Source organism: Shimazuella sp. NTD250, assembly GCF_059510375.1.
On sequence record NZ_JCAJZS010000009.1, the window covers coordinates 40,033 to 66,186 of the forward strand.

Annotated in this window: 24 protein-coding genes; 20 read left to right on the forward strand and 4 right to left on the reverse strand. The window is 41.3% G+C overall.

Features of this window, described 5'->3' with window-relative positions:
* Positions 1-112 precede the first annotated feature (112 nt).
* From AC5WOF_RS17955 to AC5WOF_RS17995, 9 genes are all read left to right on the forward strand, one after another.
* On the forward strand, positions 113-3,466 hold the full coding sequence (locus AC5WOF_RS17955) for a DNA polymerase III subunit alpha (protein ID WP_496051317.1): 3,354 nt from the start codon (positions 113-115) through the stop codon (positions 3,464-3,466).
* Positions 3,467-3,657: 191 nt separating this feature from the next.
* Positions 3,658-4,002 (forward strand): hypothetical protein, encoded by a 345-nt coding sequence (locus AC5WOF_RS17960; protein ID WP_496051318.1) that lies wholly within the window; start codon positions 3,658-3,660, stop codon positions 4,000-4,002.
* Between the two features lie 77 nt (positions 4,003-4,079).
* Positions 4,080-4,349: a hypothetical protein gene (locus AC5WOF_RS17965; protein ID WP_496051319.1), complete on the forward strand. Its 270-nt coding sequence runs from the start codon at positions 4,080-4,082 to the stop codon at positions 4,347-4,349.
* A gap of 209 nt (positions 4,350-4,558) precedes the next feature.
* Positions 4,559-5,800 carry an NADP-dependent malic enzyme gene (ystJ, locus tag AC5WOF_RS17970; protein ID WP_496051320.1) on the forward strand — a complete coding sequence of 414 codons (1,242 nt, stop codon included), beginning with the start codon at positions 4,559-4,561 and terminating at the stop codon, positions 5,798-5,800.
* A 46-nt stretch (positions 5,801-5,846) separates the two neighbouring features.
* Complete coding sequence (gene accD / locus AC5WOF_RS17975; protein ID WP_496051321.1) at positions 5,847-6,692, forward strand: acetyl-CoA carboxylase, carboxyltransferase subunit beta; 846 nt, start codon at positions 5,847-5,849, stop codon at positions 6,690-6,692.
* Between the two features lie 12 nt (positions 6,693-6,704).
* Positions 6,705-7,679: an acetyl-CoA carboxylase carboxyltransferase subunit alpha gene (locus tag AC5WOF_RS17980; protein WP_496051322.1), complete on the forward strand. Its 975-nt coding sequence runs from the start codon at positions 6,705-6,707 to the stop codon at positions 7,677-7,679.
* 155 nt (positions 7,680-7,834) lie between these two features.
* On the forward strand, positions 7,835-8,380 hold the full coding sequence (locus AC5WOF_RS17985) for an isochorismatase family protein (RefSeq protein WP_496051323.1): 546 nt from the start codon (positions 7,835-7,837) through the stop codon (positions 8,378-8,380).
* Between the two features lie 142 nt (positions 8,381-8,522).
* The gene (locus tag AC5WOF_RS17990) at positions 8,523-9,302 is read left to right on the forward strand and encodes a hypothetical protein (protein ID WP_496051324.1); all 780 of its coding nucleotides are present in this window, start codon (positions 8,523-8,525) and stop codon (positions 9,300-9,302) included.
* Between the two features lie 368 nt (positions 9,303-9,670).
* Positions 9,671-11,221: an ABC-F family ATP-binding cassette domain-containing protein gene (locus AC5WOF_RS17995; protein ID WP_496051325.1), complete on the forward strand. Its 1,551-nt coding sequence runs from the start codon at positions 9,671-9,673 to the stop codon at positions 11,219-11,221.
* Positions 11,222-11,352: 131 nt separating this feature from the next.
* On the opposite strand, the gene AC5WOF_RS18000 is transcribed toward AC5WOF_RS17995, so the two are convergent.
* On the reverse strand, positions 11,353-11,715 hold the full coding sequence (locus AC5WOF_RS18000) for a hypothetical protein (protein WP_496051326.1): 363 nt from the start codon (positions 11,713-11,715) through the stop codon (positions 11,353-11,355).
* Positions 11,716-12,399: 684 nt separating this feature from the next.
* Here AC5WOF_RS18000 and pfkA point away from each other — a divergent pair.
* From pfkA to AC5WOF_RS18020, 4 genes are all read left to right on the forward strand, one after another.
* Positions 12,400-13,359 carry a 6-phosphofructokinase gene (gene pfkA / locus AC5WOF_RS18005; protein ID WP_496051327.1) on the forward strand — a complete coding sequence of 320 codons (960 nt, stop codon included), beginning with the start codon at positions 12,400-12,402 and terminating at the stop codon, positions 13,357-13,359.
* Between the two features lie 31 nt (positions 13,360-13,390).
* Positions 13,391-15,142, forward strand: a complete 1,752-nt coding sequence (gene pyk / locus AC5WOF_RS18010) for a pyruvate kinase (RefSeq protein ID WP_496051328.1) — start codon at positions 13,391-13,393, stop codon at positions 15,140-15,142.
* A gap of 380 nt (positions 15,143-15,522) precedes the next feature.
* Complete coding sequence (locus tag AC5WOF_RS18015; protein WP_496051329.1) at positions 15,523-15,942, forward strand: acyl-CoA thioesterase; 420 nt, start codon at positions 15,523-15,525, stop codon at positions 15,940-15,942.
* A 40-nt stretch (positions 15,943-15,982) separates the two neighbouring features.
* Positions 15,983-16,363, forward strand: coding sequence for an FxsA family protein (locus AC5WOF_RS18020; protein WP_496051330.1), 381 nt, complete (start codon positions 15,983-15,985; stop codon positions 16,361-16,363).
* Here the strand turns inward: AC5WOF_RS18020 and ytvI are convergent.
* Positions 16,360-17,493, reverse strand: a complete 1,134-nt coding sequence (gene ytvI, locus AC5WOF_RS18025; protein WP_496051331.1) for a sporulation integral membrane protein YtvI — start codon at positions 17,491-17,493, stop codon at positions 16,360-16,362. The genes AC5WOF_RS18020 and ytvI overlap by 4 nt on opposite strands.
* Before the next feature lie 287 nt (positions 17,494-17,780).
* Between ytvI and AC5WOF_RS18030 the strand changes: the two genes are divergently transcribed.
* The 5 genes from AC5WOF_RS18030 to AC5WOF_RS18050 all read left to right on the forward strand — a co-directional run bounded on the left by AC5WOF_RS18030 (position 17,781) and on the right by AC5WOF_RS18050 (position 22,059).
* Positions 17,781-18,890 (forward strand): citrate/2-methylcitrate synthase, encoded by a 1,110-nt coding sequence (locus AC5WOF_RS18030; RefSeq protein ID WP_496051332.1) that lies wholly within the window; start codon positions 17,781-17,783, stop codon positions 18,888-18,890.
* 101 nt (positions 18,891-18,991) lie between these two features.
* The gene (gene icd / locus AC5WOF_RS18035; protein ID WP_496051333.1) at positions 18,992-20,257 is read left to right on the forward strand and encodes an NADP-dependent isocitrate dehydrogenase; all 1,266 of its coding nucleotides are present in this window, start codon (positions 18,992-18,994) and stop codon (positions 20,255-20,257) included.
* Between the two features lie 11 nt (positions 20,258-20,268).
* Positions 20,269-21,210, forward strand: a complete 942-nt coding sequence (gene mdh, locus AC5WOF_RS18040) for a malate dehydrogenase (protein WP_496051334.1) — start codon at positions 20,269-20,271, stop codon at positions 21,208-21,210.
* A gap of 142 nt (positions 21,211-21,352) precedes the next feature.
* On the forward strand, positions 21,353-21,610 hold the full coding sequence (locus tag AC5WOF_RS18045) for an AbrB/MazE/SpoVT family DNA-binding domain-containing protein (protein ID WP_496051335.1): 258 nt from the start codon (positions 21,353-21,355) through the stop codon (positions 21,608-21,610).
* Positions 21,601-22,059, forward strand: a complete 459-nt coding sequence (locus AC5WOF_RS18050; RefSeq protein ID WP_496051336.1) for a type II toxin-antitoxin system VapC family toxin — start codon at positions 21,601-21,603, stop codon at positions 22,057-22,059. The genes AC5WOF_RS18045 and AC5WOF_RS18050 overlap by 10 nt, the downstream gene beginning before the upstream one ends.
* A 107-nt stretch (positions 22,060-22,166) precedes the next feature.
* Here AC5WOF_RS18050 and AC5WOF_RS18055 read toward each other — a convergent pair whose 3' ends face one another.
* Positions 22,167-22,889, reverse strand: a complete 723-nt coding sequence (locus tag AC5WOF_RS18055; protein ID WP_496051337.1) for a hypothetical protein — start codon at positions 22,887-22,889, stop codon at positions 22,167-22,169.
* Between the two features lie 77 nt (positions 22,890-22,966).
* Between AC5WOF_RS18055 and AC5WOF_RS18060 the strand changes: the two genes are divergently transcribed.
* On the forward strand, positions 22,967-23,848 hold the full coding sequence (locus AC5WOF_RS18060) for a PhzF family phenazine biosynthesis protein (RefSeq protein ID WP_496051338.1): 882 nt from the start codon (positions 22,967-22,969) through the stop codon (positions 23,846-23,848).
* 224 nt (positions 23,849-24,072) lie between these two features.
* On the opposite strand, the gene AC5WOF_RS18065 is transcribed toward AC5WOF_RS18060, so the two are convergent.
* Positions 24,073-24,861 carry a hypothetical protein gene (locus tag AC5WOF_RS18065; RefSeq protein WP_496051339.1) on the reverse strand — a complete coding sequence of 263 codons (789 nt, stop codon included), beginning with the start codon at positions 24,859-24,861 and terminating at the stop codon, positions 24,073-24,075.
* A gap of 299 nt (positions 24,862-25,160) precedes the next feature.
* Here AC5WOF_RS18065 and AC5WOF_RS18070 point away from each other — a divergent pair, with 299 nt between their 5' ends.
* Positions 25,161-26,153, forward strand: coding sequence for a hypothetical protein (locus AC5WOF_RS18070; RefSeq protein ID WP_496051340.1), 993 nt, complete (start codon positions 25,161-25,163; stop codon positions 26,151-26,153).
* Position 26,154 lies beyond the last annotated feature (1 nt).

Genomic DNA, 26,154 nt, shown 5'->3' on the forward strand with positions numbered 1-26,154 from the left:
ACCCGAAATGAAGGGATTATGAAACCGATCTAGAGAAGAAATACGTCAATCTTTTAAAATTTAACAGATTTATTCACAATTAATCTTTGTCAGAGAGGAGTTTTTCAGCAAAATGGACGGAAATTCGTTTGTACATTTACATGTTCATACTGAATATAGTTTGCTAGATGGAGCCTCTCGATTGGAGGAAGTGATACGGAAGGCAAAAGATTTAGGGATGGATAGTTTAGCGATTACGGATCACGGCTCCATGTATGGAGTGATACCATTTTATCAACTGTGTAAAAAAAATGGAATAAAACCGATTATCGGATGTGAGATGTATCTGACAGCTGGTCATTATCAAGATCGCCCAAAACGGAAAGATGCGAAAAACAACCATCTCTTATTAATAGCAGAAACGAATCAAGGATATCAAAATTTAATGAAGTTAGTAACAGAAGCACAGCTTAGAGGTTTTCATTATCGCCCGCGGATTGATAAACAATTATTACGACAGTATTCGGCAGGCTTGATTGCAACCAGTTCTTGCCTTGCAGGCGAGATACCAAGAGCTATTTTGCAAGATGATTTGAAACAAGCGAAGCAATTATTAGAAGAATATCTCGATATTTTTGGAAAGGATCATTTTTTTCTAGAGTTACAGAATCATCAGGTATGGGAACAACAAAAAGTAAACCAAGTTCTCATAGAATGGGCGAAGCAATATGATCTTTCGCTCATTGCTACAAATGATGTTCACTATACCAATAAACAAGACACACATACCCATGATTGCCTTTTGTGTATTGGAACAGGCAGTAAACTAGCAGATGAAAATCGATTTCGATTTGATACCGATCAAGTTTATTTAAAATCAGCGGAAGAAATGGCTGCTTTGTTTCCTCATGTTCCAGAGGCCATCCACAATACAGGAAAAGTTGCAAATCGCTGCAATGTTCATCTATCCCTTGGAGAAATTTTGTTACCAGCATTTCCAGTTCCTGATAGCCTTTCACCAAAAGAATATCTCGCAGCTCTATGTCAAAAAGGTTTGCCAAAGCGATATCAAGAGCCTGATGAAACCATTATCAAGCGACTGGATTATGAATTAAGTGTCATCGATCAGATGGGTTTTAATGATTACTTTTTAATTGTTTGGGATTTGGTTCGTTTTGCATGGACACAAGGAATTGCCGTAGGTCCTGGAAGGGGATCAGCTGCTGGAAGTTTAGTAGCTTATTTGTTAGGAATTACACAGGTTGACCCCATTCGCTATGAGCTGCTGTTCGAGCGATTTCTGAATCCAGAACGAATCAATCTGCCCGATATTGATATTGATTTTGACTATGAACGAAGAGATGAAGTGATTGAATATGCAAGAAAACGATTTGGAGAAGACCGAGTTGCACAGATCATTACGTTTGGAACAATGGCTCCAAGGGCGGCAGTTCGTGATGTCGGGAGAGTTATGGAAATTCCTTATCAACAAGTGGACAAGCTCTCTAAGTATATTCCCGGAACACCTGGTATAACACTTGAGCAAGCGTTTAAACGTGAGCCCCTGCTTCAAGAGGAGATAGAGCAAAATCCTATAGTGGGACAGCTGTTTCAAACCGTCGCTAAGATCGAAGGGATTCCAAGGCATCCTTCTACCCATGCTGCCGGTATAGTCATTGCTCCATCTGCCCTCACCGACTATGTTCCCTTGCAAGAAGGCAGCGGGATTGGTCCGATCACCCAATATCCAATGGAATCTCTTGAGGCTATTGGACTATTAAAGATGGATCTATTAGGGCTTCGCTATTTGACTGTCATCGAACGTACGAAAAAGTTTATTCAACAGCAGACCGGAAAAACGTTTCAGTTTGATGATGAAATGAATGATTCTGCAACATATGCACTGCTTTCAAGCGGAGAAACAAGCGGCATATTTCAATTGGAATCAGCAGGAATGAGAAATGTGTTAAAAAAACTGGGGCCTTCCAATTTTGAAGATATTGTCGCAGTAAATGCGCTTTATCGTCCAGGTCCAATGGAGCAGATTCCACGTTTTATCCGAGCGAAATTTGGCCAAGAAGAAATTCATATGCCACACCCTGTTTTAACAGAAATTCTCCAAAATACTTATGGAATTATCGTTTACCAAGAGCAAATTATGCAGATTGCCTCGACTTTAGCTGGTTTTACATTAGGAGAAGCAGATATTCTTCGCCGAGCTGTAGGAAAGAAGAACAAAGAACTTTTACATGAACAGCGAATTGCTTTTGTGGAAGGTTGTGTGAAGCAAGGGTATAGTCGAGATTTGGGGAATGATGTTTACGATTTGATTGTTCGCTTTGCAGATTATGGATATAATCGCAGTCATTCTGTTGCCTATGCTGTACTCGCTTATCAGACTGCTTATCTCAAAGCAAATTATCCTGTTGCTTTTTTAACTGCCCTTCTTACTACAACTATAGGGAATCAAAATAAGATGGTGGAGTATTTAGAGGAAATAAAGAAAATGGGTATTCCTGTATTTCCTCCTAATGTGGAAACGAGCGGGGAGAATTTTACTATTTCGGAGAATGGAATATCTTTTGGTCTTGGTGCGATAAAAAACGTTGGTACTTTAGCGATTCGCTCAATTTTACAGGCTAGGGAACAAGGGCCTTTTCGAGATTTGTTTGATCTATGCGGGAGAATTAATCTGCGGTTGTGTAATAGTCGTGTACTAGAATCACTCATTAAAGTCGGGGCATTGGACGGTCTGCCCGGCAATCGAAAGCAGAAGTTAGCAGTGTTGGAAGATGCGATTCAAGCGAATCGCGATACTGGTGATCAGCTTCCATTGTTTCAAGAATTCCCATATGAAATAGTGTATCCTGATTTGGCACCTCATACTTTAATCGAACAGCTGGAAATGGAAAGAGAATTAATTGGGTTTTATTTATCAGGTCATCCACTAGATGCATATCCGCAAAGTGCTTTTACCGTTCATCAGCTGAGTAATTTATCTGATCATACAAAAGTAGAATTAGCCTTGTTGATTACGAGTGTAAAACTTGTGCAGACGAAAAAAGGTGACACGATGGCATTTGTGCAAGCTGGTGATAAAACAGGTTCAGTGGAACTTGTTGTGTTCCCCAATATATTTCAACACACTAGAATGTTCCTTCGAGAGAATCACATGATTGGGGTTTCCGCTGCTTTGCAAGTTTCCAATCAACAACCAAAGCTTATTGTAAATGACTTGTATTCATTAGAGTCTATGAACAAAGCAAAAAAGTTATATATTCGCATCTCTGAACAAGCGGAGAAAAAAGTTAAAATCATAAAAAATATTTTAGAAAATCATCCTGGTTCGATCTCTGTTTTCTTGTATTATGAACGAACAAAATCAACTTTGGAACTTCCTGTCACAGAACTAGGAATATTTCCAACTGATGATTGTTTAAAGGAACTCAACCAAATCGTAGGAAAAAATAACGTCAAACTAGTGTAGTTGTGAGAATATGATGTTTTTATGAATTGTAAATATTGTGATATAATAGAGTATATACATTCGCACTAGTTTACCCTTTGAAAGGGTGGTTATTTCTATGATTACATCTTTGGTTGTGTCTTTTTTTGTGCTAGTTGTGTTAATGTTCACTTCTATTATTTGTATAAGTAGAATATGCAACAGAAAAAAGAGTGGAAGAAGATCATATAAAAATAAACGTCGTCACTCATCTTGGTACCATTCCTGTAGTGGCGGTAGTTCGTGTAGTAGTAGTTCATGTGGAAGTAATTCATGTAACAGTAGTTCATGCAGCAGCAGTTCCTGTAGCAGCGGTGGTGGCAGTTCATGTGGTTCGTCATCTTAACAAGAAGACGAACCAGTTTTTTTCACATGTAAATATTAATTTTCATGAAATATGGCGTAAATCATTTATACCCTTGGAAGGGTTGGTGAGTCTTCATGATTTTTTTAATTGCGCTTATCATTTTGGTTTTGTTAATTTCTACATCAAGTGTTTGTGTAGCAAATATTTGTAAAAATGGGAAAAATGGAAGAAATGATTGGAATAACGATAGCTATGATTCTACTTGGCCTCATTCAGGTGGGAGTGGCTTTGGTAATCATTCGTCCTCCAATCATTCGAGCCATACAGATCAGGATAGCTCAAGTAGCGATTCGAGTGATAGTAATTCAAATCATAATCATTCAAATCATAATCATTCATGCAGTAGTAATTCATGCAGTAGTAATTCATGCAGCAGTAGTTCCTGTAGCAGTAGTTCATGCAGCAGTAGCTCAAGTAGTTGCAGTTCGAGTAGTTCATGCAGCAGTTCCAGCAGTGGAAGCTCATGCAGTTCGTCAACCTAATAGGGGCGATGTCTGATGGTTTGGGTTAATCCCAAACCAATCTTTTTATGTGGGAAAACAAGAATACAAAAGCTTATTTATTAATAGTGAAGATAAGATGCATAGCAAGTTGCCCTTAGTATATTCCTTTTTGTTATAATGTTTGGTATTATGAGTCGGAGTTTGCCACCCAGTGGACAAGTTGTGCTAAGCTGCTGAAGCAGCAAGCCTAAAGGAGCGGAAATGGTGACGAGTATTCGAGAGCAATCATTACAATTACATCAAGAGAAACAAGGAAAATTAGAGGTTCTATCGAAGGTTCCGGTAAAGAATGCACACGATTTAAGCTTGGCTTATTCACCAGGTGTTGCAGAACCATGTAAAGAAATTCATCAAAATCGAGAAAAAGTATATGACTATACGATGAAAGGGAACCTAGTAGGAGTAGTCTCAGATGGCACAGCAGTCTTAGGACTTGGTAATATCGGCCCACACGCTGCAATGCCTGTAATGGAAGGAAAAGCAGTGTTATTCAAGGCTTTTGCCGGTGTGGATGCTTTTCCCATTTGTATTGATACGACAGATGTAGATAAAATTGTAGAGACGGTCAAAGTTCTTGAGCCTACATTTGGTGGTATTAATTTAGAAGACATCGCTGCTCCGGCTTGTTTTGAAATTGAAGAGCGGTTAAAAGCAGAATTGAAAATCCCTGTGTTCCATGATGACCAACATGGCACCGCAATTGTAACAGTAGCAGGTTTAATCAATGCACTTAAAGTGGTAGATAAAGAAATGGGTGGAATTCGAGTTGTAATCAATGGTGCAGGTGCAGCTGGAATTTCGATCGTGAAATTATTAATTCATTTGGGTGTAAAAGATGTTATCCTTTGTGATAGCAAAGGTGCTATTTATGAAGGTCGTTCCAATGGTATGAACTCGATCAAAGAGGATATCGCGAAAATAACGAATCGAAGTCTTATTCAAGGTGATTTGCAGACCGCAATCCAAGATGCAGATGTCTTTATCGGTGTGTCAGTTGCAGGTGCTGTAACTGCTGATATGGTAAAATCAATGAATCGGGACCCGATTATTTTCGCTATGGCAAACCCTGATCCAGAAATCATGCCGGATGAGGCTATTGCTGCTGGTGCTAAAGTAGTTGGAACAGGTAGATCTGATTTTCCAAACCAAGTTAACAATGTACTTGCTTTTCCAGGCATTTTTCGAGGAGCTCTTGATGTCCGGGCAACACAAATTAATGAGGAAATGAAAGTGGCGGCAGCTTATGCAATTGCGAATTTGATTCCTGACTATGAACTTCGTCCTGATTATGTGATTCCTGCACCTTTTGATACAAGAGTTGCTCCACAAGTAGCACGAGATGTAGCAGCAGCAGCTATTCAAACGGGTGTAGCTCTAATACAAGCGAATCCTGATGACATATTGGAAAAAACAATACAACTAACAAATGCTGCTATCCAAAGCTAACAAACTTAACACTTTTATTCTCTTAGGGAAAAAGAGGTGAGACTCAGTGTCATTGAAGGATTTATTTCGTAAACAAAGAAAGTATGCCACTATCCCTTCGGAACAAGCGAAAAAAGAAATCCCTGAAGGGATTATGGAAAAATGCCCAAAATGTGGAACGATATGTATTGCCAAAGAGTTAGAGAAAAATCTAAAAGTATGTAACTCTTGTGGTTATCATTTTTCACTCAGTGCTCCAGAACGGATTGCTTCTCTCATTGATGAAGAGCGTTTCTTTCCATTCGATGAAGACCTGCGATCCGTAGATCCTTTGGAGTTTCCAGGTTATGTGAAAAAAATTGAACAAGATATCAAGAAAACGAATATGAACGAAGCGATCGTAACTGGTGAGGGAACAATCGGAGGCTATCCAGTTATCCTTGGGGTGATGGATTCTCGCTTTCGTATGGGAAGCATGGGCTCTGTTGTTGGAGAGAAAATAACGAGAGCGGCAGAACAGGCAGTGAAGAAGAAATATCCATTTATTCTTTTCTCCGCTTCAGGTGGTGCACGTATGCAAGAAGGAGCTCTTTCTTTGATGCAAATGGCAAAAACGACTGCTGCATTAGAAAGAATGAATCGGGAGAAAGTATTATTTGTTTCTGTTTTGACCAACCCCACTACTGGTGGAGTTTCCGCTAGTTTTTCTTCATTAGGAGATATTAATATTGCTGAACCAGGTGCGTTGATCGGTTTTGCCGGAAGACGTGTTATTGAGCAAACAGTTCGGCAAAAATTGCCTGATGATTTTCAAACTGCTGAGTTTCTATTAAAGAGAGGGCAATTAGATCAAGTTGTACCTCGTTTAGAGCTTCGTGACACTCTGATTAAAATTTTAGCATTTCATGCTTAGGGAGGGGAGAGTTTGAGTAATCCACTGTCCTTTGAGAAACCGATCGTAGAACTCAGAAATAAAATAGAAGAACTGCGTGCCTTTACAAGTGAGAAGTCTATCGATCTCAGTGAAGAGATTGAAACACTGGAAAAAAAGGCAGAAAGACTGGAAAAAGAAATTTATGGCAATCTGACAACTTGGCAAAAGGTACAAATCGCTAGACATGCTGGTCGTCCTACTACTTTGCACTATATTCATACTATTTTCACTGATTTTTTGGAGTTACATGGAGATCGTCTTTATGGCGATGATTCAGCTATTGTCGGCGGAATTGCCAAATTAAATGGGTTACCTGTCACTGTTATTGGACATGAGAGAGGGACAGATACCAAAGATAAGATCAGTCGTAATTTCGGTCTGCCTCATCCTGAAGGGTACCGGAAGGCACTGCGACTTATGGAGCAAGCCAATAAGTTCGGACGCCCTATCATCACTTTCATCGATACACAAGGTGCCCATCCTGGTATGGAAGCAGAAGAGAGAGGGCAGAGCGAAGCAATCGCTAGAAACCTAAGGGAAATGGCAGGATTTTCTGTGCCAATTATTTGTGTCATCACAGGTGAAGGTGGTAGTGGTGGGGCACTTGGTATCGGAGTTGGTAATAAATTGTTGATGTTAGAACATGCTTATTACTCTGTTATTTCTCCAGAAGGTGCAGCAACCATTCTTTGGCGGGATGCGTCCAAGGCTCAAGAAGCATCTGAGGCTTTGAAAATCACCTCTGATCACTTGCTTAATCTAGGTATTATCGATGAGATCATTGCAGAACCAAAAGGTGGAGCACATAAAGATCCAAATGAGCAAACCATTTTGATTAAACAAGCACTGCTCAAATACTTAGAACCATTGCTAGCGATGAGTGGAGAAGAGTTATTAGAAGATCGATACCAGAAATTTGCCCGTATTGGTGAGTTCTCTTCCGCTGTGTTAGAAGGAAAAGCATAAGAACTGTAGACATGTTGTCTACGGTTTTTTCATTTGATTTGGAGAGAAATTTGCTTTGAATGGGAGCCGTTTGGAAAAAATAAACATGTGGTTCATTGTTTTGTTGTTTTTTCTGAAGATGATATTGGATTAAGCTGAGAAAAAGGAGAAGTTAAATGAATTACAAGAAATCTGCATTAGTATTGATAGATTTGCAAAAAGGGATTGTTCCGATAGCATCAAATGGAGAAAAAATCGTTCGTAATGCAAAGCGACTTGTGGATCGCTTTCGTGAACGAGACGGTTTAATCATCTTTGTTCGGGTTGCCTTTCATGATGATAAAGACGCATTAAAACCAGCGTTAGATCAAAAAATACCTGATGCAAAACGCTCGGAAGATTGGGCAGAGTTAATTCCGCAACTTGAAATTTCAGCCCATGATTTTATTATCACGAAAAGACAATGGGGAGCATTTTTTGGAACAGAGCTCGATCTACAATTACCACGTCGGGGGATAGATACGATTGTGCTAGGTGGTATCTCTACGAACATAGGAGTAGAGACAACAGCAAGAGAAGCTTTTCAACTAGGATATAATCAAATATTTATAACGGATATAATGGGGGCAGCGAGTAAGGAAGAACATGAAGCTACTTGCAAATATATTTTCCCTAAAATTGGAAAACTGAGGACAGCAGAAACGTTTTTGTCAGAGTTTTAAGCTTTTCTCATTCAAATGAAGCAGGTCGTTTTTAAGTTGAGGGCAATGAATTCCCTCAGAGGTGAAATCATCAAATCCCATATGTTATTATAATAATAGGCCAATCAGGAGCCTGTTTCCGCCGATAAGAAAGGAAAGAGCAGTGGATACACTGGATGTACTTCCCCGTGATCTGATGGATCTTGAGGGAGGTGTCTACAGGGTAGGTCGATACCTGCGACCTCAGGTCGTCTGGTATGGTGATGAGTACAGTCCCACTCCTGTGGAAGCAGCCGAAATTGAGAAGGCTGGGCCCTTCGAGAAGGACAATCCGGTGTTTTTCGTCAAAGACACTTCGCCGGATGGTCTTTTCATCGTGGAGAGGAGTCGCTTCTCGCACAAGGCTGCGATGAACGGTACTACTGTCCCATTCAAGGTAGCAGTGAACATGGACCCGCTGCCGGTGACTTCGGATGGTTACTTTGTCCTTCCTCTGAGGATGAAGTCGGGAAAGAAGACGCTGACCATCACCGGTGAGATGATGATCGAGGAGGATTTCGACAAGTTCGCTCCTCCTCTCGAAGCGAATCTCCGCAGGGTCTACTACAGCCAGCAGGGTGTAGACATTGTGGACGATAGGCTCGTGCGAGAGAGGATTCTCTCCTTCGCTGTCAGGGACATTCCGGGAAAGGGGCTGTCCTTCGGCAAAATCGTTCGGTTGAACGTGACGAAGGAGTGGATGGAAACACAGTTCAACACGATCGTGCACCCCAGCCCGCAGCTCCCTCGACTCGTGTACCCCAAGGTGGGCAGTGAACTGCCTGCCGAAGGTACGAAGGAGTGGGCAGACCTTGTCGGCAGTGAACATGCCGGCAGTACGACTGCTTGGCAGTACCTGCCTGAGCTCCTAAGTGCAGCCAACAGCAGCATCCTGAAGATGTAACAGACAGGGTGCCGTCCGCCGCTCCTCGTCAGAAATAACGCAGGAGTGGCGGGCAGAGGGATATAATGATCAATAAATATATATGTTTGCTTAAAACAGCAACCTATATTACAATCCTGTTTAGGCAGGTGCGTAATTGTTATATATCCAATATGGAAAATTGATTTAATAACTTAACTCCGTACAAATGTATACGATGAAGCGTTTTGCGGAGCCTAATCTGGGAGCAGCGTGATAACTCCCTTATTTCATCGGCTGAATAAGTCACAAAAAGCGTTGTATTGCTATGCTTATTTATAATGCAGAGGATGGTGTTGAAGACACTGATACCGCTGCTTTTTTATTTTTGAACAAAGGATGTAATCATCATGAGTTTATTAAAAGTAGACTATTTATCCCATTCCTTTGCAGACAAGAAATTGTATGAAAATGCTTCTTTTGATCTGTATAAAGGAGAACACATGGGTGTGGTCGGCCAAAATGGAACCGGAAAAAGTACTTTGATTCGAATTTTGACCGGAGAAATTGTTCCGGATAAAGGAGACATAAGCTGGCAGTCTAATGTGCAAATTGGGCATTTGGATCAATATGCCGAAGTGGATGGACAATATACGATTTATGACTATCTAAGTACAGCTTTTGCTGATTTATTTGCAATGGAAGCGAGAATGAATCAACTTTATGACGAAAGTGCGACAAAAGCAGATAATCAGTTATTGATGCAAGCAGTAGAAATCCAAGAACAGCTAGAGACAAATGATTTTTATTTAATCGATAGCAAAATTCAGAAAATCATTGCTGGATTAGGGATCGATGCGATTGGTACCGACAGAGTCATTCAGACATTGAGCGGCGGCCAACGAGCCAAGGTGATTTTAGCGAAGTTACTTTTAGAACAACCCAATGTCTTATTATTAGATGAACCGACTAACTTTTTGGATAAGGAACATGTCGAGTGGCTTGCTGACTATCTGCTTACATTTACTGGAGCATTTATTGTTGTCTCTCATGATGAGTCGTTTTTGGAGAAAATCTCCTCCTGCATTTGTAATATCGAACTTGGAACGATAAAAAAATATCATGGTACTTTCTCTGATTTTATCAAGCAAAAAGAGCATTTACGCCAAGATTATATCCGTCAATATAAATCTCAACAAAAGCACATTGAAAAAACGGAAGAATACATTCGCAAAAATATTGCAGGCGTCAATTCGAAAATGGCTAAAGGTCGAAGAAAACAACTGGAGAGGATGGAGCGTCTAACGGCACCTGTGTTTACACAAAAACCGACGATTGAATTTCAAGCATTGCCGCTCATCAATCATACTGTTCTCGAAGTGAACGATCTGGAAGTAGGTTATGAACGATCTCTTTTACCTAAGGTGAATTTTTCGATTGTTGGTGGTCAAAAGCTTGTGATCACAGGATTTAATGGGATTGGAAAGTCTACTATGCTAAAAACATTAATGGGAGTTATCCCAGCTATCAGTGGACATTTTCATTTCGTTAGGCAAGTGAAGATAGGTTATTATGAGCAAGATCTCAAGTGGGAAAACGGATCTTGGACGCCAATGGAAATCATTTCTGATGCATTTCCGAAACTGAATAAAAAGGAAGTCTTTTCACATCTTGCTCGATGTGGAGTGAAAGATGCCCACGTTACACAAGCGATTCGCTCTTTAAGCGGAGGAGAACAATCCAAAGTGAAGTTATGTCGTTTGTTACTTTCGCCCAGCAACTTTTTGATTTTAGACGAGCCGACAAACCATTTGGATGCAGAAGCAAAAGAAGCGCTGCAACAAGCATTGATAGCCTTTGAAGGCAGTGTTATATTGGTTTCTCACGAAGCGAGTTTTTATCAGGATTGGGCAGATGGGGTTTTGAACATAGAAGTTAGAGACAACAAAGTGTATAAATAAATGTGTTTGCTCCTTAGCGATGAATACTGAGGGGTTTTTTGATATGATTTTTTGGGGAATGAGGAGAAAGACAGCCGATTTTTCATCTTAAGTAGGATGGGAAAATCGACTGTTTGTGTTTATAAAATAATTCATTCCCCATCATCATAATGGAGTAAGAGGTTGGTTAAATATTCTTCTGTTTTCCGGATTTTTTCCAACTCAAAAGTAGAAATATAACGAATCATTGTCGTGTGAAGATGTCGCACCTCTTGGATATTTGCTCTTAAAATAAAGTTAGTTAAGCGCTTCCAATCTTCATCAGTCAATTCTGGATCTGGTAAATCTGTAAGGTTACTATATTGCAGCAATGTCGCAATCGATTCTACTAGGGTAATCCGGGTTTTTGCCCATCGGAATTGATCGATCATGATGACATATTGTTCGCCTTCACAATAATAGACGAAAAACTTAGCGAATTTTTTTCCTAAATGAAGAAATTGGTCTTGATCCAACTGGGCACCCCCCTTGTAAAAAAGTAGTTATAATCTAACTGTACCTCATTTATGAAGGATGTAAATAAATATTTAATGCAATATAAATAATAATATTTTCCAATAGAATCTAGTAGCCCTATTCATAGGTTTTTTATATGTCTTTATTTTCAAATGATAGAAATTTATATTTGATGACGCAGTATTTTATGCAATCTTATATCTATGAAGAATGATGCAGAAAAGTTGGTGGAATGGGGGAAAATGGAACATACAAACTTCAGTTTGTTAAATGGCTGTAAATAAATGCTCCAGCAGGATTTGATTTTCCATCTGATTCACATAAAATAAAAGCAAAAGAAAAATAACCTATTATCGATTTGCCGAGTTTAAGAGATGAAAGAACATTTGCTAGATGTGTTTAGAAATTTTCTGATATAATATTTTACTTAAGATGCAGGATACTTTTGTTATGTCTGAAGCATTTTTTCTCTTTGATCATACAGGATAAGAAAATCATATGTATTGGATTTTCCGAGAGGGTATAAAATTTTAGCATCGAAGAAATGCTACGGGTCGCAATGATCCGTTTTGTCATTTGTAACATTGGTGTTGTTTTGATTAATCCTCGACGAAAGGATATTTAGAATGTAAAATTACAATAATAATATGAAATAATTATCCTATGAATTGGGAGTGGAAAGAGTGAAACGGATAGCTGTATTAACGAGTGGTGGGGATGCACCAGGGATGAATGCTGCAATACGAGCAGTTGTCCGTGCGGCAATTTTTGCTGGTATGGAAGTATTTGGAGTAAAACGCGGATATACTGGACTTATTCAAGGGGATATACTTCCATTGCCTTTAGGATCAGTTGGAGATATTATTCATCGCGGAGGTACATTTCTATACACTGCAAGATCAGATGAATTTCGGACGGAGCAAGGTCAAGCGAAAGCGTTAGAGAACTTAAAAAAATATGAAATCGATGGACTGATTGTCATCGGTGGAGATGGTACTTTTTGTGGAGCGAGTAAGTTAGCAGCAAAAGGAATTAAGACGATCGGTATTCCAGGAACTATCGATAATGATATCCCTGGAACAGAGTATACGATCGGATTTGATACCGCTATCAATACCGTAATTAATTCCATTGATAAGATTCGAGACACAGCAACATCACATGAAAGAACTTATGTAGTAGAAGTGATGGGAAGAAATGCTGGAGATATTGCTCTTTGGGCTGGTGTAGCAGGTGGAGCAGAATCTATTTTGATACCAGAGGAACCTTACGATATTGAGGAAATTCTTTCACGCTTAAATCGAGGAGTAGAAAGAGGTAAAAAACATAGTATCATTCTTGTAGCAGAAGGTGTAGGTAATGGTGTGGAGATTGCGAAAGTGATCGAAGCCAAAAGTGGGTTGGAAACAAGAGTGACCATTTTAGGCCATGTCCAACGCGGAGGGTCTCCTACTGCATTTGATCGTGTATTAGCTAGCAGAATGGGAGTCAAAGCAGTAGAGTTAATCTTAGCAGGGCAGACTAATCAAATGGTTGCAATTAAAAATGGAAAAACAGAAGGTGTTCCATTTTCCGTAGCTTTTACCGAAAAACATATGCCTGACCTCTCTCTTTCTCCATTAACTGAACAATTATCGATTTAATAATGTTTTCAAATGAAATGGGAGGTAATTTATGAGAAAGACAAAGATTGTTTGTACAATAGGGCCAGCCAGTGAAGACATAGAGACACTCAGAAGGCTTATCAAAACAGGGATGAATGTCGCTCGTTTAAATTTTTCTCATGGAAACCATGAGGAACATGCGGCAAGGATAGAGAAAATTCGACAAGCTGCAAAAGAAGAAGGAAAAGTTGTAGCGATTTTATTGGATACAAAAGGGCCAGAAATAAGAACTGGAGATTTACGTGTACCAGAAGTGGAGTTAGTAGCTGGAAATCATGTTACTTTGACAACTCAATCTATATTAGGTGATGCTGAACGTGTATCGATAAGTTATGCTGAATTTCCAAATGATGTACATCCAGGATCAACGGTTTTAATTGATGATGGATTAATTGGTTTAGAAGTAGATGATGTTACAGGTACTGAAGTGCATTGTACCATTCAAAGCAGTGGTACATTGAAGAGTAAAAAAGGTGTTAATGTCCCAGGAATCCGTGTCAATCTTCCCGGAATAACAGAAAAAGATGCAGCGGATATCCGTTTTGGGATTGAAAATAATGTGGATTTTATAGCGGCATCTTTTATTCGCAAAGCAGAAGATATTTTAGAAATTCGAAAAATTTTAGAAGAGCATCAAGCTTATATCCCGATTATTGCTAAAATCGAGAACCAAGAAGGCGTCGAAAACGTCGATGAGATTTTAAAAGTTGCGGATGGACTGATGGTTGCTCGTGGGGATTTGGGGGTAGAGATCCCAGTAGAAGAAGTCCCTCAAGTACAAAAAGATACGATTCGAAAATGTAACATCATGGGTAAACCTGTTATTACTGCTACTCAAATGCTCGATTCGATGCAGCGCAATCCGCGTCCGACTCGTGCTGAGACAAGTGATGTAGCGAATGCCATTTTAGATGGCACCGACGCGATTATGTTGTCAGGAGAAACTGCCGCTGGTAAGTATCCGGTTGAATCTGTTATGACAATGGCCAAAATTGCTGAGCGGACCGAAGCCTTTTTTAATCATCCTCTCTGGCTGGATAAGATGAGTTCAGAAACCGGACATACAATCACAGAATCGATCAGTCAAGCTGTTGTACAGACAAGTAAAAATCTAAAAGCATCTGCAATTGTCACAGCTACTGAGCGTGGTTATACAGCGCGCATGATTGCAAAGTATCGTCCGAATATCCCTGTGATAGCAGTTACTCCAAATGAAGATATTTTGCGAAAACTTAATCTTATATGGGGTGTTTTCCCAGTATTTGGGGAAGAGTGCGAAACGACAGATGAAATGTTCCAAAGTTCTGTCCATGCTGCAATTTCTTCATCCTTTATCACTCAAGGGGATTTGATTCTCATTACAGCAGGAGTACCTGTAGGACAATCAGGAACGACGAACTTGATGAAAGTATATGTAGTAGGCGGAGTACTATTACAAGGTAAGGGAATTGGCAAGCAGGTGGTAACGGCTCCTGTTGTTGCAGGAACAACTCCAGATGAATTGCGAGAAAAAATGGTTGATGGAGCAGCACTTGTTACGTGCGGGACAGATAAGGAAATCATCGATCTTATTGAGCGGGCTTCTGTTGTCATAACGGAAGAAGGAGGCTTGACCTCACATGCAGCTGTTGTATGTGTGAGTCTTGGTATTCCTGTAGTAGTTGGGGTAAGAGGCGCAGTAGAAACACTTCGTTTAGAAAAAATGATTACTGTAGATACGAATTCAGGTCAAATTTATTCTGGAAAAGCAAATGTAATGTAAACAATAACACCTTCTACAAGATAGCTATACCTTGTTAGAAGGTGTTATTGCTTTTAGGTCTACATCAGTCCAAGTTGTGGGAAAATCCACCAGCGCAGACGATTGCGACGTTTTGTTTTTCGGCGAAGCATAGTTATAAATCTCCTTTCCTGTAGATTTGGGTCATGTACATTTTGGCTATTCGCTAGATGTAGGAAAAGAAATACAAATTTATAGGCAATATGAGGAATAGCCGATCTCCATAAAAATCAACCTTCTTATTCTAACATATTCAGACGACAATAGTGCATCCCTTGTCCTTATTATGTGCCCGCAGTTCGAGAAATATGTTACTTATTTTTGATATACTTACAGGAGAACTACCGCTTGGAGGAGTCAAATTGAGTATAGAAATTAGAGTTCGTTATCAAGAAACGGATCAAATGGGTGTTGTTTACCATGCTAATTATTTAGTTTGGTTTGAAGTTGGCAGGACAAGTTTAATTCGAGAATTAGGGTATTCTTATACTGGGCTAGAAGAAAAAGGACTTTTATTACCAGTCATCGATGTAGGTGCTCAATTTCGCCATTCAGCCAAATATGATGATGTTGTGATTGTTGAAACATCGATAAAAGAATTGGGCCCTAGTAAAATTGTGTTCCAATATAATATTCGTCGAAAATCGGATGAACAATTATTGGCTACTGGTCATACAAAGCACCTCTGGGTATCGAAAGAGATGAAACGTGTTCGTCTTCCTGATTACTCTCCTGAACTTTATGATCAACTTGTACAATTACGCTTAGCTGATGAAGCTTAGGGAGATTGTGTGCTCAACTTAGAAAGGATTGGCTGCTGTCATGATCTTAAAAAAAATGTTACAAGCCGTCATCGTTTTCTTTTTATTGGAGTTGGTAGTCATGATATGGGTAGGAACCTTAATTGGTGCATGGAAAACCATTCTGCTCGTTTTGCTATCTGCGGTGATTGGGCTTTTACTCATACAAAAGTTTGGTTATAAAACATTTCAAAAAGCACAGCAACAATGGTCATCCGGACAACCCCCAGGGCATACTATCCTAAAGGGTGTACTGCTGTCATTGGGATCAATCCTGTTTATTTTTCCCGGTTTTATCAGCGATATCATCGGTATTTTGCTTATGATTCCTTTTACCCGGAAAATGATCCAACAAATGGTTTTTCTGTGGCTGAAAGATCGAGCCATGCGTCGTTTTCGTTAAGTTTGCTGTTTTTTCCCCTTGGTAATGTAATACCAAATATCTTGGAAGATATGTGCTTTGTGCAGGGCGATAATAATAACAGCAACAGTTGGTCCGACAATAAAACCGAGTACTCCGAGTAGATTTAATCCAATAAAGAGAGCGATTAGCGTGAACAAAGGATCTAGGCCGATGCTAGTAGCAACTAATTTGGGTTCGATGGATTGTCTTGTGATAAGAATGATCAAATAGACAATACTAATACCAATAGTTAGATGGATATTTCCAACAAAAAATAAGTAAATGATCCAAGGTACGAGCACAGCTCCTACTCCTAAGTACGGCAGTAAATCTACAACTCCGATTATGAGCGCTATGGAAATCGCATAAGGAACCCGCAAGATAAGCAACCCGATATACATGATTACAGAAGATATTGTAATTAATGTTACTTGAGCTCCGATAAACCCAACTAATGCTTTTTTTAGGTCAGTCATTACCGCTCCACTCGTTTTGCGGATAACTTCAGGAATGATATGATCGATATTTTCATGTAACCTTGGCCATTTTAAACTGATGAAAAAAGTGGCTAAGGTGATAAAGACAAGTACGGTAATAAGGTAAGGGAGATTTCCTAAAAAGCTCCCGATTCCACTAATAATATCGGTTATAAACATCGTTCCTTGTTTGGTTAATGCAGAAATATTTTCTTGGATGCTTGCCTGAATACTCGCCTGTTGACTAGGATTCTTTTGTAAGTAGCTCTGTATCGTATCGATGATGTGGTTTAAAAGAGTGTTTTGCTCCACAAACTTTTCAAATAATAACTGCCCTAAGTCGTTTAAGAAAGAAGGTAATTTTTGTGCTAGATTCGTGAGTTCCACAACGATTCCGGCAATTAAGAATACGATGGCTGTAAGTAAAATGGATAAGAGCAAAAATAACACTAGAAAAGAACCGAGTAATCTTGGGATTTTACATTTTCTCTCTAACCAACGGATGACGGGCTCCATGAGCATAGCGATTACCCATCCAATCAAAAAAGGATAGAGAAGGGGAATGGAAAAATCCAACAAAAAATAAGCTGCTACAACAATGATGATAACGAGAAAAGAACGGGAGATAATCCCTAAAATTTGATGTTTACTCACGTTTTACCCTTGCCTCCTTACTAGGAGATTATATCATTATAGGGATCAAAAATGGATGATTCATACAAAAGCCCTATGATGGGAAATTTAATAATAATGTGGTACACTAGTTTTGGGCCCGAAATTCGATTTAACATGTAGATTTACTATCTTTTCTCGGATATAATATGTATCGTGTTTTGATAATCGAAAAAATTTCTTAATGACACAGGTATGAAAACGTTTACTTACCTGATTTTTTTAGGTGCCTGTCATTTTTGTTAACGATGGATAAGGAGCGATAACACATGGTAGTTAAAGGCTTGGAAGGTATTACAGCTCTCTCCTCAGAAATTTGCTCCATTATCGATGGAGTATTAACGTATCGTGGTTACAATATCGATGATTTAGCCGAGCAATCTACTTTTGAAGAAGTAGCATTCCTACTCTGGCGCAATCATTTGCCTAACCAAGAGGAACTAGCTGAACAAAGGAAAGCATTTCAAGAAAACGCTGCAATCTCTGATCAACTAATCAATCAAATCCGCTTATACCCTAAAAATTCACATCCAATGACTACACTTCGCACCGCAGTTTCAGCTCTATGTATGTTTGATGAAGAAGCAGAAGTAAATACACCAGAAGCAAATCAACGAAAAGCTATTCGCTTAACTGCAAAAATACCGACAATTATCGCTGCTATCGCTCGGATACGTGATGGTTTAGAACCAATCGCACCACGTACTGATTTGGGATTAGTGGCTAACTTTCTATATATGCTACATGGTAAGGAACAGTCAGAAGTTGCTGTTCAAGCATTAGATAAAGTATTGATCTTGCAGGCAGATCATGAATTAAACGCATCTACCTTTGCCGCACGTGTTACAGCTGCTACTTTAGCAGATATGTATTCGTCTGTAACAGCGGCTCTCGGTGCTCTCAAAGGACCATTACATGGTGGTGCAAATGAACAAGTAATGGTGATGCTGCGTGAAATTGGGTCTCCTGAAAATACAGAGCCATATATCTTAGATAAATTGAACAATAAAGTGAAAATCATGGGATTTGGACATCGCGTATATAAAAATGGTGATCCGCGTGCCAAGCATCTCCGTGTAATGTCCAAAAAACTAGGTCAACAACATGGAGATACCAAATGGTATGATATCTCGGAGACGGTAGAGCAATTGGTTACAACAAACAAAGGGTTAAAACCAAACGTAGATTTTTACTCTGCGACCGTTTACCATTACTTAGATTTAACCGAAGACTTGTTCACTCCATTGTTTGCAATGAGTCGAATTACAGGTTGGACTGCACATATTATGGAGCAATACCACGATAATCGTCTCATCCGCCCACGCGCAGATTATGTTGGCAAAACGGATCAAAAATATATACCTATCGAAAAAAGATAACTTCAAGGGGATATTTGCATCCCCTTTTCCCTTTATCTTTTTATGAAAAGGGTAAATGGTTAAACATATGGGATGGTTTCAAATAAGAGGAGGTACATAATATGACTGGTGAAAAAATTACGGTACAAAATGGCAAATTGAATGTTCCTAATCACCCTATCATTCCTTTTATTGAAGGAGATGGGACAGGCCCTGACATTTGGGCAGCCTCGAAAAGAGTATTGGATGCTGCTGTAGATAAAGCCTATAAGGGGGAAAAGAAGATTGTTTGGAAAGAAGTTTTTGCTGGAGAAAAAGCTTTTAATCAATCCGGCGAGTGGCTTCCTGAAGAAACATTAGATGTTATTAAAGATTATTTAGTTGCCATTAAAGGACCATTGACGACACCTGTCGGTGGAGGAATTCGCTCCCTTAACGTTGCTTTGCGCCAAGAGTTAGATTTATATGTCTGTTTGCGTCCTGTTCGCTATGTAGATGGAGTTCCAAGTCCAGTAAAACGTCCAGAAGATGTAGATATGGTGATCTTCCGTGAAAACTCAGAAGATATTTATGCAGGTATCGAATGGGAAGCAGAATCTGCTGACGCACAAAAAGTGATTCAGTTTTTACAGCAAGAGATGGGTGTCAAAAAAATCCGTTTCCCTGAAACATCTGGTATCGGGGTAAAACCAGTTTCCAAAGAAGGTACTGATCGTTTAGTTCGCGCTGCTATTGAATATGCTCTTCTACATAAACGCCCAAGTGTAACGCTTGTGCACAAAGGCAACATCATGAAATTTACCGAAGGTGCTTTCAAACAGTGGGGTTACGAGTTAGCTGAGCGTGAATTTGGAGATAAAGTATTTACTTGGGCACAGTATGATCGCATTGCAAAAGAGCAAGGAAAACAAGTTGCAGATCAAGAACAACAAGCAGCAACAGAAGCTGGAAAAGTGATTGTAAAGGACGTAATCGCAGATGCTTTCCTTCAACAGATTTTGACCCGTCCAAAAGAATATGATGTAATTGCTACGTTGAACCTAAACGGAGACTATATTTCGGACGCATTAGCAGCTCAGGTAGGTGGCATCGGTATTGCTCCAGGAGCAAATATTAACTACGTGACAGGACATGCCATTTTTGAAGCGACCCATGGCACAGCTCCTAAATATGCTGGACTTGATAAAGTGAACCCTGGTTCGGTTATTCTTTCTGGAGTTCTCATGTTGGAGCATCTTGGATGGCAAGAAGCAGCAGATCTGATCCATCAGTCTCTAGGGAAAACCATTTTGGACAAAACGGTTACATACGATTTCGCTCGTTTGATGGATGATGCAACAGAAGTAAAATGTTCAGAGTTTGCCAATCATCTTATTCAAAATTTGTAGGAGGAAATAGCATGGCAGCTATTAAACGTCGTAAAATATCTGTAGTTGGTGCAGGATTTACCGGAGCCACTACGGCATTGATGCTTGCGCAAAAAGAACTTGGAGATATCGTGTTAGTAGATATTCCACAAGCTGAAAATCCAACAAAAGGGAAAGCCTTAGATATGTTGGAAGCTAGTCCTGTACAAGGATTTGATGCAAATATTACTGGTACTAGCAGCTATGAAGAGACAGCAGATTCCGATATTGTCATCATCACTGCTGGGATTGCCCGCAAACCTGGAATGAGTCGTGACGATCTAGTAAATACCAATGCGAAAGTTATGCGTGCCGTTACAGAACAAGTAGTAAAATATTCTCCTGAGTGTATCATTCTCGTACTTACCAACCCAGTAGATGCAATGACTTATGAAGTATATCGTACATCTGGGTTCCCAAAACATCGTGTTATCGGACAATCTGGAGTACTGGATACCGCTCGTTTCCGCACCTTTGTGGCACAAGAGCTAAACATTTCCGTTGAAGACATTACCGGTTTTGTACTTGGTGGTCATGGAGATGACATGGTTCCACTTGTACGCTATTCTTACGCTGGTGGTATTCCACTGGAAAAGTTGATCTCCAAAGACCGCTTGGAAGCAATTGTCTCACGTGCTCGTACAGGCGGCGGCGAAATCGTCAATCTGTTAGGCAATGGCAGTGCTTACTACGCACCAGCTGCCTCTTTGGTACAGATGGCAGAAGCAATCTTAAAAGATAAAAGACGTATCCTTCCAGCGATTGCTTATTTGGAAGGGGAATACGGCTACCAAAACATATACCTTGGGGTACCAGTTGTTCTCGGTGGTAATGGGATTGAGAAAGTACTTGAACTCGAACTTACCGAATCAGAGAAAGCTGCCCTCGATAAATCCGCTGATTCTGTCCGCAATGTGATGAAAGTATTGAGCTAAACCATACACATGAAAAAACCCTGTCTAAACACTAAATTTAGACAGGGTTTTTTTGTATTGGAAAGAAAAAATGGGTTGTCAGAATAAATAGGGTACATGTGTGATAAAATGAAAATATATCAGAAATAAAATGGAGGTTTAGATGATGGATCATGCCTTACGTCTTGAGAGTGAAATCAAACAAAGATATCAAACTACCATCCCGAAAGATATACGAGAACAAGCAAAATTAGATATTGGTGATGAGTTGATTTGGAAATATGATGAGTTACGTGATGAAATCATTATTATCCGAAAGCCAACTAAATTCACGGATGCATTTTGGGGACTAGGCAAAGAACTATGGAAAAAAGAAACTGCTGATGAGTATGTGAAAAAGGAGAGAGAAGGGTGGGAGTAAGCCGATTTTTTGCTGATATTCAGCGAATAGCTGTGGATACAAATCTATTTATTTATGCTTTTGAACAGCATCCTAGTTATGGAGAAACAGTAAAAGCCATTTTAGAGGTAGTAGAAGAAGGCCGAGTAGAAGCGATTGCTTCTGTTATTACATTTACTGAAATCTTAACTAAACCCATTCGAGAAGGTGATGAAGCACTCGAAAAACGTTATCGCATCCTCTTTTCTCATTTTCCTAACTTGTTTGTTGAACCTGTAAGTGTAGAAATATCAGAACAAGCTGCCTATCTACGTGGAAAGTATAATTTAAAGACACCGAATGCACTAATTTTAGCAACAGCTATTACTTCAAATGCGGATTTATTTATCACTAATGATCAAAGATTATCTTCCGTCAAGGAAATTCGAACAATGACGATCGAAGAGGTTAAAGAAGCAATTCTTAAGTAGTTTTACATGGATAAACATTTATGTGGCACCCGGAGACAATAGCTGACAGCTATTGTACCGGGTGTTTGCCACAGGTGGGGCTTAAGGACTGCTGCCCCTAGCAGTTCCTATACCTCCAGCATAAGAGCGGAAGGATCTCCTTCGAGCCTCAGGAGCTCAGCGGTCAGAATCTCGACGGCTCGTGCAGCAGTGTTCATGTACTGCCGCTGGGTTCTGACCTTTCGTTTCAGATCGATGACCTCGGAGTTTTCGAAAACTTGGATTTCCAAGACTCTGATCCTACGGTGCAAGGAAGTGTTTGTTGCACGTAGGGCTTTTGTCCAGAACTCTCTCAGTTCGTCGAACTCCACCACTCCTGCGTCGAGAGCGTGTTCCAGCTCGGAGATGGTTTTACGCAGCTTTGCAGTCTCTTCGTTATAAGAGGAATTGAGCTGCGTGAGTTCCTCTTCACATGCTGCTCGCTGCATCTGAAGAGCCCTGCCCATCGTTGCTCGCAGACGGGAAACCTTCTCAGCGTGGGCTTTCTGACGCTGTTGAGCTTCCTTTTGCAGCTGAGTATTCTGCGATTCGACTTGTATCAGTTTCCTTCGCAGCCCAGCAACTCGGGTTGCTAGTTCGCGATTTTGCCGATAGGCATCTCCATTCTGGAGTTGGGAATTCCTGTGGGTGAGTTGGGAAACCTGCGTAGCCAGCTTCCCTTTTTCTTCCTCCAGCTTCTGCTTTTCTTCCCGAAGCTGCCTCTTGTTCTTGTCGACAAAGTACAGGGGAATACAGAGGGCAGATGTGAGAAGACCGAGCACTGTGAGGAAGTACCAAAAAGGGACGTACATTCCAACCTCCTGTGACAATAACACTATCTTATACTATTTATTAATTTTGTTATAGTAAATCGATGGAGGGGGATTAGTTGGGCAAACCATTTTTAGTAATCAATAGTTTTACAGGGAAACATGGTATTGGAAATCCAGCAGCGGTATTTTGTGATTCATCTGGTTTAAATGACCAGCAAATGCAAGCAATTGCCAAGCAACTCAATCTCGTAGAAACCGTTTTTGTGTTTCCAGCCGAAGATGCTGATTTTACTTTTCGTTATTTCACCCCTAACAAAGAAGTGCCTATAGCAGGACATCCCACTGTCGCCGCCTGTATAGCACTTGTACATACAAATAGGATAAACTCTGCGAATAAGTCTTCGATCTTTATTCATACAGCCGACGGTATTCGAGAGGTTCGAATAGAACATAGAGCTGATAGTATCTATGTCAAAATGAAACAAGCAGAGCCAGATATTGCTCCTGTTATAAAGAATAGTAGAGAGATAACAGAAATACTTGATATAGAGGAGAAAGATTTATTAATAGATTATCCTGTTCAAGCTGTAGATTTGGGTTTAAAACATTTGATTGTACCTGTGAAGTCATTGGAACGTTTAGTGGCGATAAAGCGGAATATCTCTCCATTGAAACAGATGTGTGCTGATTTGGAAGTGGATGAAGTTCAAGCATTTACCTTTGAAACCTATAATAATCATGCGATTTTACATACCAGAAATATATGCCCAAGAGAAGGACAGGAAGACCCAGCTTGTGGAATTGGCAATGCAGCTTTAGGGGCATATTTAAGCAAGGCAAAAGAAAAAGAGTTCAAAGGAAAATCGATTATTGCAGAACAAGGAACTATTGTGGACATGCCTTGTGAAATTGAGGTGGAGATAGGAGAGGGAGGAGAGATTTGGATAGGGGGTACTGGGAAGCTGATGGTTTGGGGTGAGTATTTAGCCTTCGAATAGTGCAAATGCTATTAATTTTATGCGAATCTCCTTGGCTGACAGGAGGTTTTTGTATATACTCTTTGGGATTGTTTGGTGTTGACAAACCAGTTTTTAGATTTGATGGGCATGGGTACAGTACTTATAAGGCTTAGTCCCGAATTTGGACTTTTTTTGCCGGAAAGTCGCGCACCCCGCTTTCTCCTAAGAGACAGCGGGGTGCCGTTGGTGTGGGTGTCAGAGGCTCAGCGCGAGAGCGCTGCCTCCACCACCTCACCAAGAGGGGACCACTTCTGAATCAGGCCGTTCGCCTCCTCCACGGAAGAGAGGAAGAGAAGGTTCTTCATCTCGTTGTCCGGGTCCTCCCGGCGGTCGAAGCGGCGACGGCACTCCCTCTTCGAGGGGGCGTCGTAGATACCTACGAAGTTGATGCTCTTCTTGTCGCGCACGACGCCGATGATTTGCAAGTTGTCGGCCAGAAGCCCAGACTCCTCCTTGACCTCTCGCTCCGCGTGAGCAAAAAGGTCAGGGATGTCGAGGATTCCCGCGAAGGGGAACGCACCAGCCGTCTTGTGATCACCGGCGACGAGCCACTTGGGGAGCCGGTTGGCAACCCACTTGGGGAGCCAACGCCAACGGCGAACTCCGAAGGAGGCGATGTTGACGGTCTTGAACTGGATCTTGACCGCCAGTACGTTACCTCGGAGTTCGACGATGACCATCTCTTCGGGGAGCTGATCGAGCTGGTCGAGCAGCTTCGAGTACTCCCGGCGGAATGTCGCGAAGTCCATTCCGAGGGAGGAGATGTCGATCTCCAGCTCCTTGCCTCGCGACGCACGAACTGCGAACGAGGTGTCCCAGAGGTAGACATCCTTCGCGTCGTCACTGACGACAGCGGCGTAGACGCGACCATTGTAACCCTCGGGGTTCGTCGACTGCCAGTCGGCGTCGATCTTCGTCTGCAACCACCAGGGCAGCAGGGAACCCACGACGTACTTGTTGGGTACGAATCCGTGCGGAAGGGTTTCGAACATGGTGACTCCCAGAGTCTCAGGTGGGCTACAACCCACACCAACAATACTTAATATTCATGATAGCAAAAGGAGAAAGCATATTTCAATTCAAAAGTTTAAATGAGTTATTATGAAATCCACAAAATATTAAGTAACTTCGAAGTAATACGATTGTCGACAAAAGCATGCGATTCAAATTTTAGTAGACTTAATATTTAACTAGGGGTTTTGCAACAAACACGGGTGGTTTTATTGGTTCAAAAAAAATGTTTTAGTTTAGTGTTGAAATTCCAGTAACCAATCCAAATGTTGGAGCTTTTATGCAAATCATCTTGGGTAATAGAAGGCTTTTGTATATACTCATAAGAAAGAGGTCATATGACCTGAGGATCACCGACACGAGATTGGCCAAGCACATGTACATGGACGACAAGACGGTCATCACCATGCCCGAAGGCGTGCGCCCCATCTACACCAAGTACGCCATCCAGCAGTGGACGGACGGCCAGCGAGAGCTGCTCGTCACCTGGGGTGAGCACGTCGCGGAAGACGTGCGCCGGGGGATCCCGGTTATCAACTTCGGCGAATGGGCTGGCCTCAAGGGCCTCGACCTGACCATCAAGCAGCAAGAGGTGTTCGCCGTCTGGGGTGCCCACATCGAGAAGCAGGTGCGCGAGGGCAAGACGCCTTCCACCGTCGGCACGATCTGGGGGAGTGACGTCGACCTCATCGGCACGGAGCTGAGGGTCAACATGTCCCCTCGTCTGTTCCCCGAGAAGCTCATCGAGGGACTCGTCCCCCGCATGAACAGCCCGCAGTTCTCGGAGGTCTACTTCGAGGACCCGGAGAACATCGGGCGAGTCCTCGGAGGAGTGCCCAACATCCGCTACGAGGGGGACCCGACCGAGCACAACATCTTGCTCGGCGTGCACAAGACCGGTCAGCTCATGACCATCGCCATCGGCGGGATGATCACGGACGACATCGCCGCGACGAGCGACCCGCTGTACACCAACGCCGTGGAACGGCTGTTCAAGGAGGGCGGATTCCCGATCAGTGCGGCGCGTGAGCACGATCTGGCATTCCTGGCCAAGGACGGCGACATGTACCACGCCATGCCCCGGGTTTCCTTCATCGAACCGGTGGAGTGGGTCCGGGAGCACTTCGTGGGCCGTGAGAGCGATGCGTTCACCACGCTCGTGATCGTCCCCGCCACCCTGCCGGACATCCAGCGAGTCTGCGCCAAGTACGCGGACAAGCTCAAGGTCTGGTGGGTGATCGAGGAGATCGCCAAGCTGGCGTATGGAGTCTGAT

What these genes read in the sequence shown, in the direction of transcription:
- AC5WOF_RS18045 (WP_496051335.1), top strand. Translation starts at nt 21,353, where the DNA reads ATGATGGATCATGCCTTACGTCTTGAGAGTGAAATCAAACAAAGATAT.
- pyk (WP_496051328.1), top strand. Translation starts at nt 13,391, where the DNA reads ATGAGAAAGACAAAGATTGTTTGTACAATAGGGCCAGCCAGTGAAGAC.
- AC5WOF_RS17955 (WP_496051317.1), top strand. Translation starts at nt 113, where the DNA reads ATGGACGGAAATTCGTTTGTACATTTACATGTTCATACTGAATATAGT.
- icd (WP_496051333.1), top strand. Translation starts at nt 18,992, where the DNA reads ATGACTGGTGAAAAAATTACGGTACAAAATGGCAAATTGAATGTTCCT.
- AC5WOF_RS17995 (WP_496051325.1), top strand. Translation starts at nt 9,671, where the DNA reads ATGAGTTTATTAAAAGTAGACTATTTATCCCATTCCTTTGCAGACAAG.
- AC5WOF_RS18055 (WP_496051337.1), bottom strand. Translation starts at nt 22,889, where the DNA reads ATGTACGTCCCTTTTTGGTACTTCCTCACAGTGCTCGGTCTTCTCACA.
- AC5WOF_RS18065 (WP_496051339.1), bottom strand. Translation starts at nt 24,861, where the DNA reads ATGTTCGAAACCCTTCCGCACGGATTCGTACCCAACAAGTACGTCGTG.
- AC5WOF_RS18030 (WP_496051332.1), top strand. Translation starts at nt 17,781, where the DNA reads ATGGTAGTTAAAGGCTTGGAAGGTATTACAGCTCTCTCCTCAGAAATT.
- AC5WOF_RS17985 (WP_496051323.1), top strand. Translation starts at nt 7,835, where the DNA reads ATGAATTACAAGAAATCTGCATTAGTATTGATAGATTTGCAAAAAGGG.
- AC5WOF_RS18020 (WP_496051330.1), top strand. Translation starts at nt 15,983, where the DNA reads ATGATCTTAAAAAAAATGTTACAAGCCGTCATCGTTTTCTTTTTATTG.
- mdh (WP_496051334.1), top strand. Translation starts at nt 20,269, where the DNA reads ATGGCAGCTATTAAACGTCGTAAAATATCTGTAGTTGGTGCAGGATTT.
- AC5WOF_RS18070 (WP_496051340.1), top strand. Translation starts at nt 25,161, where the DNA reads ATGCAAATCATCTTGGGTAATAGAAGGCTTTTGTATATACTCATAAGA.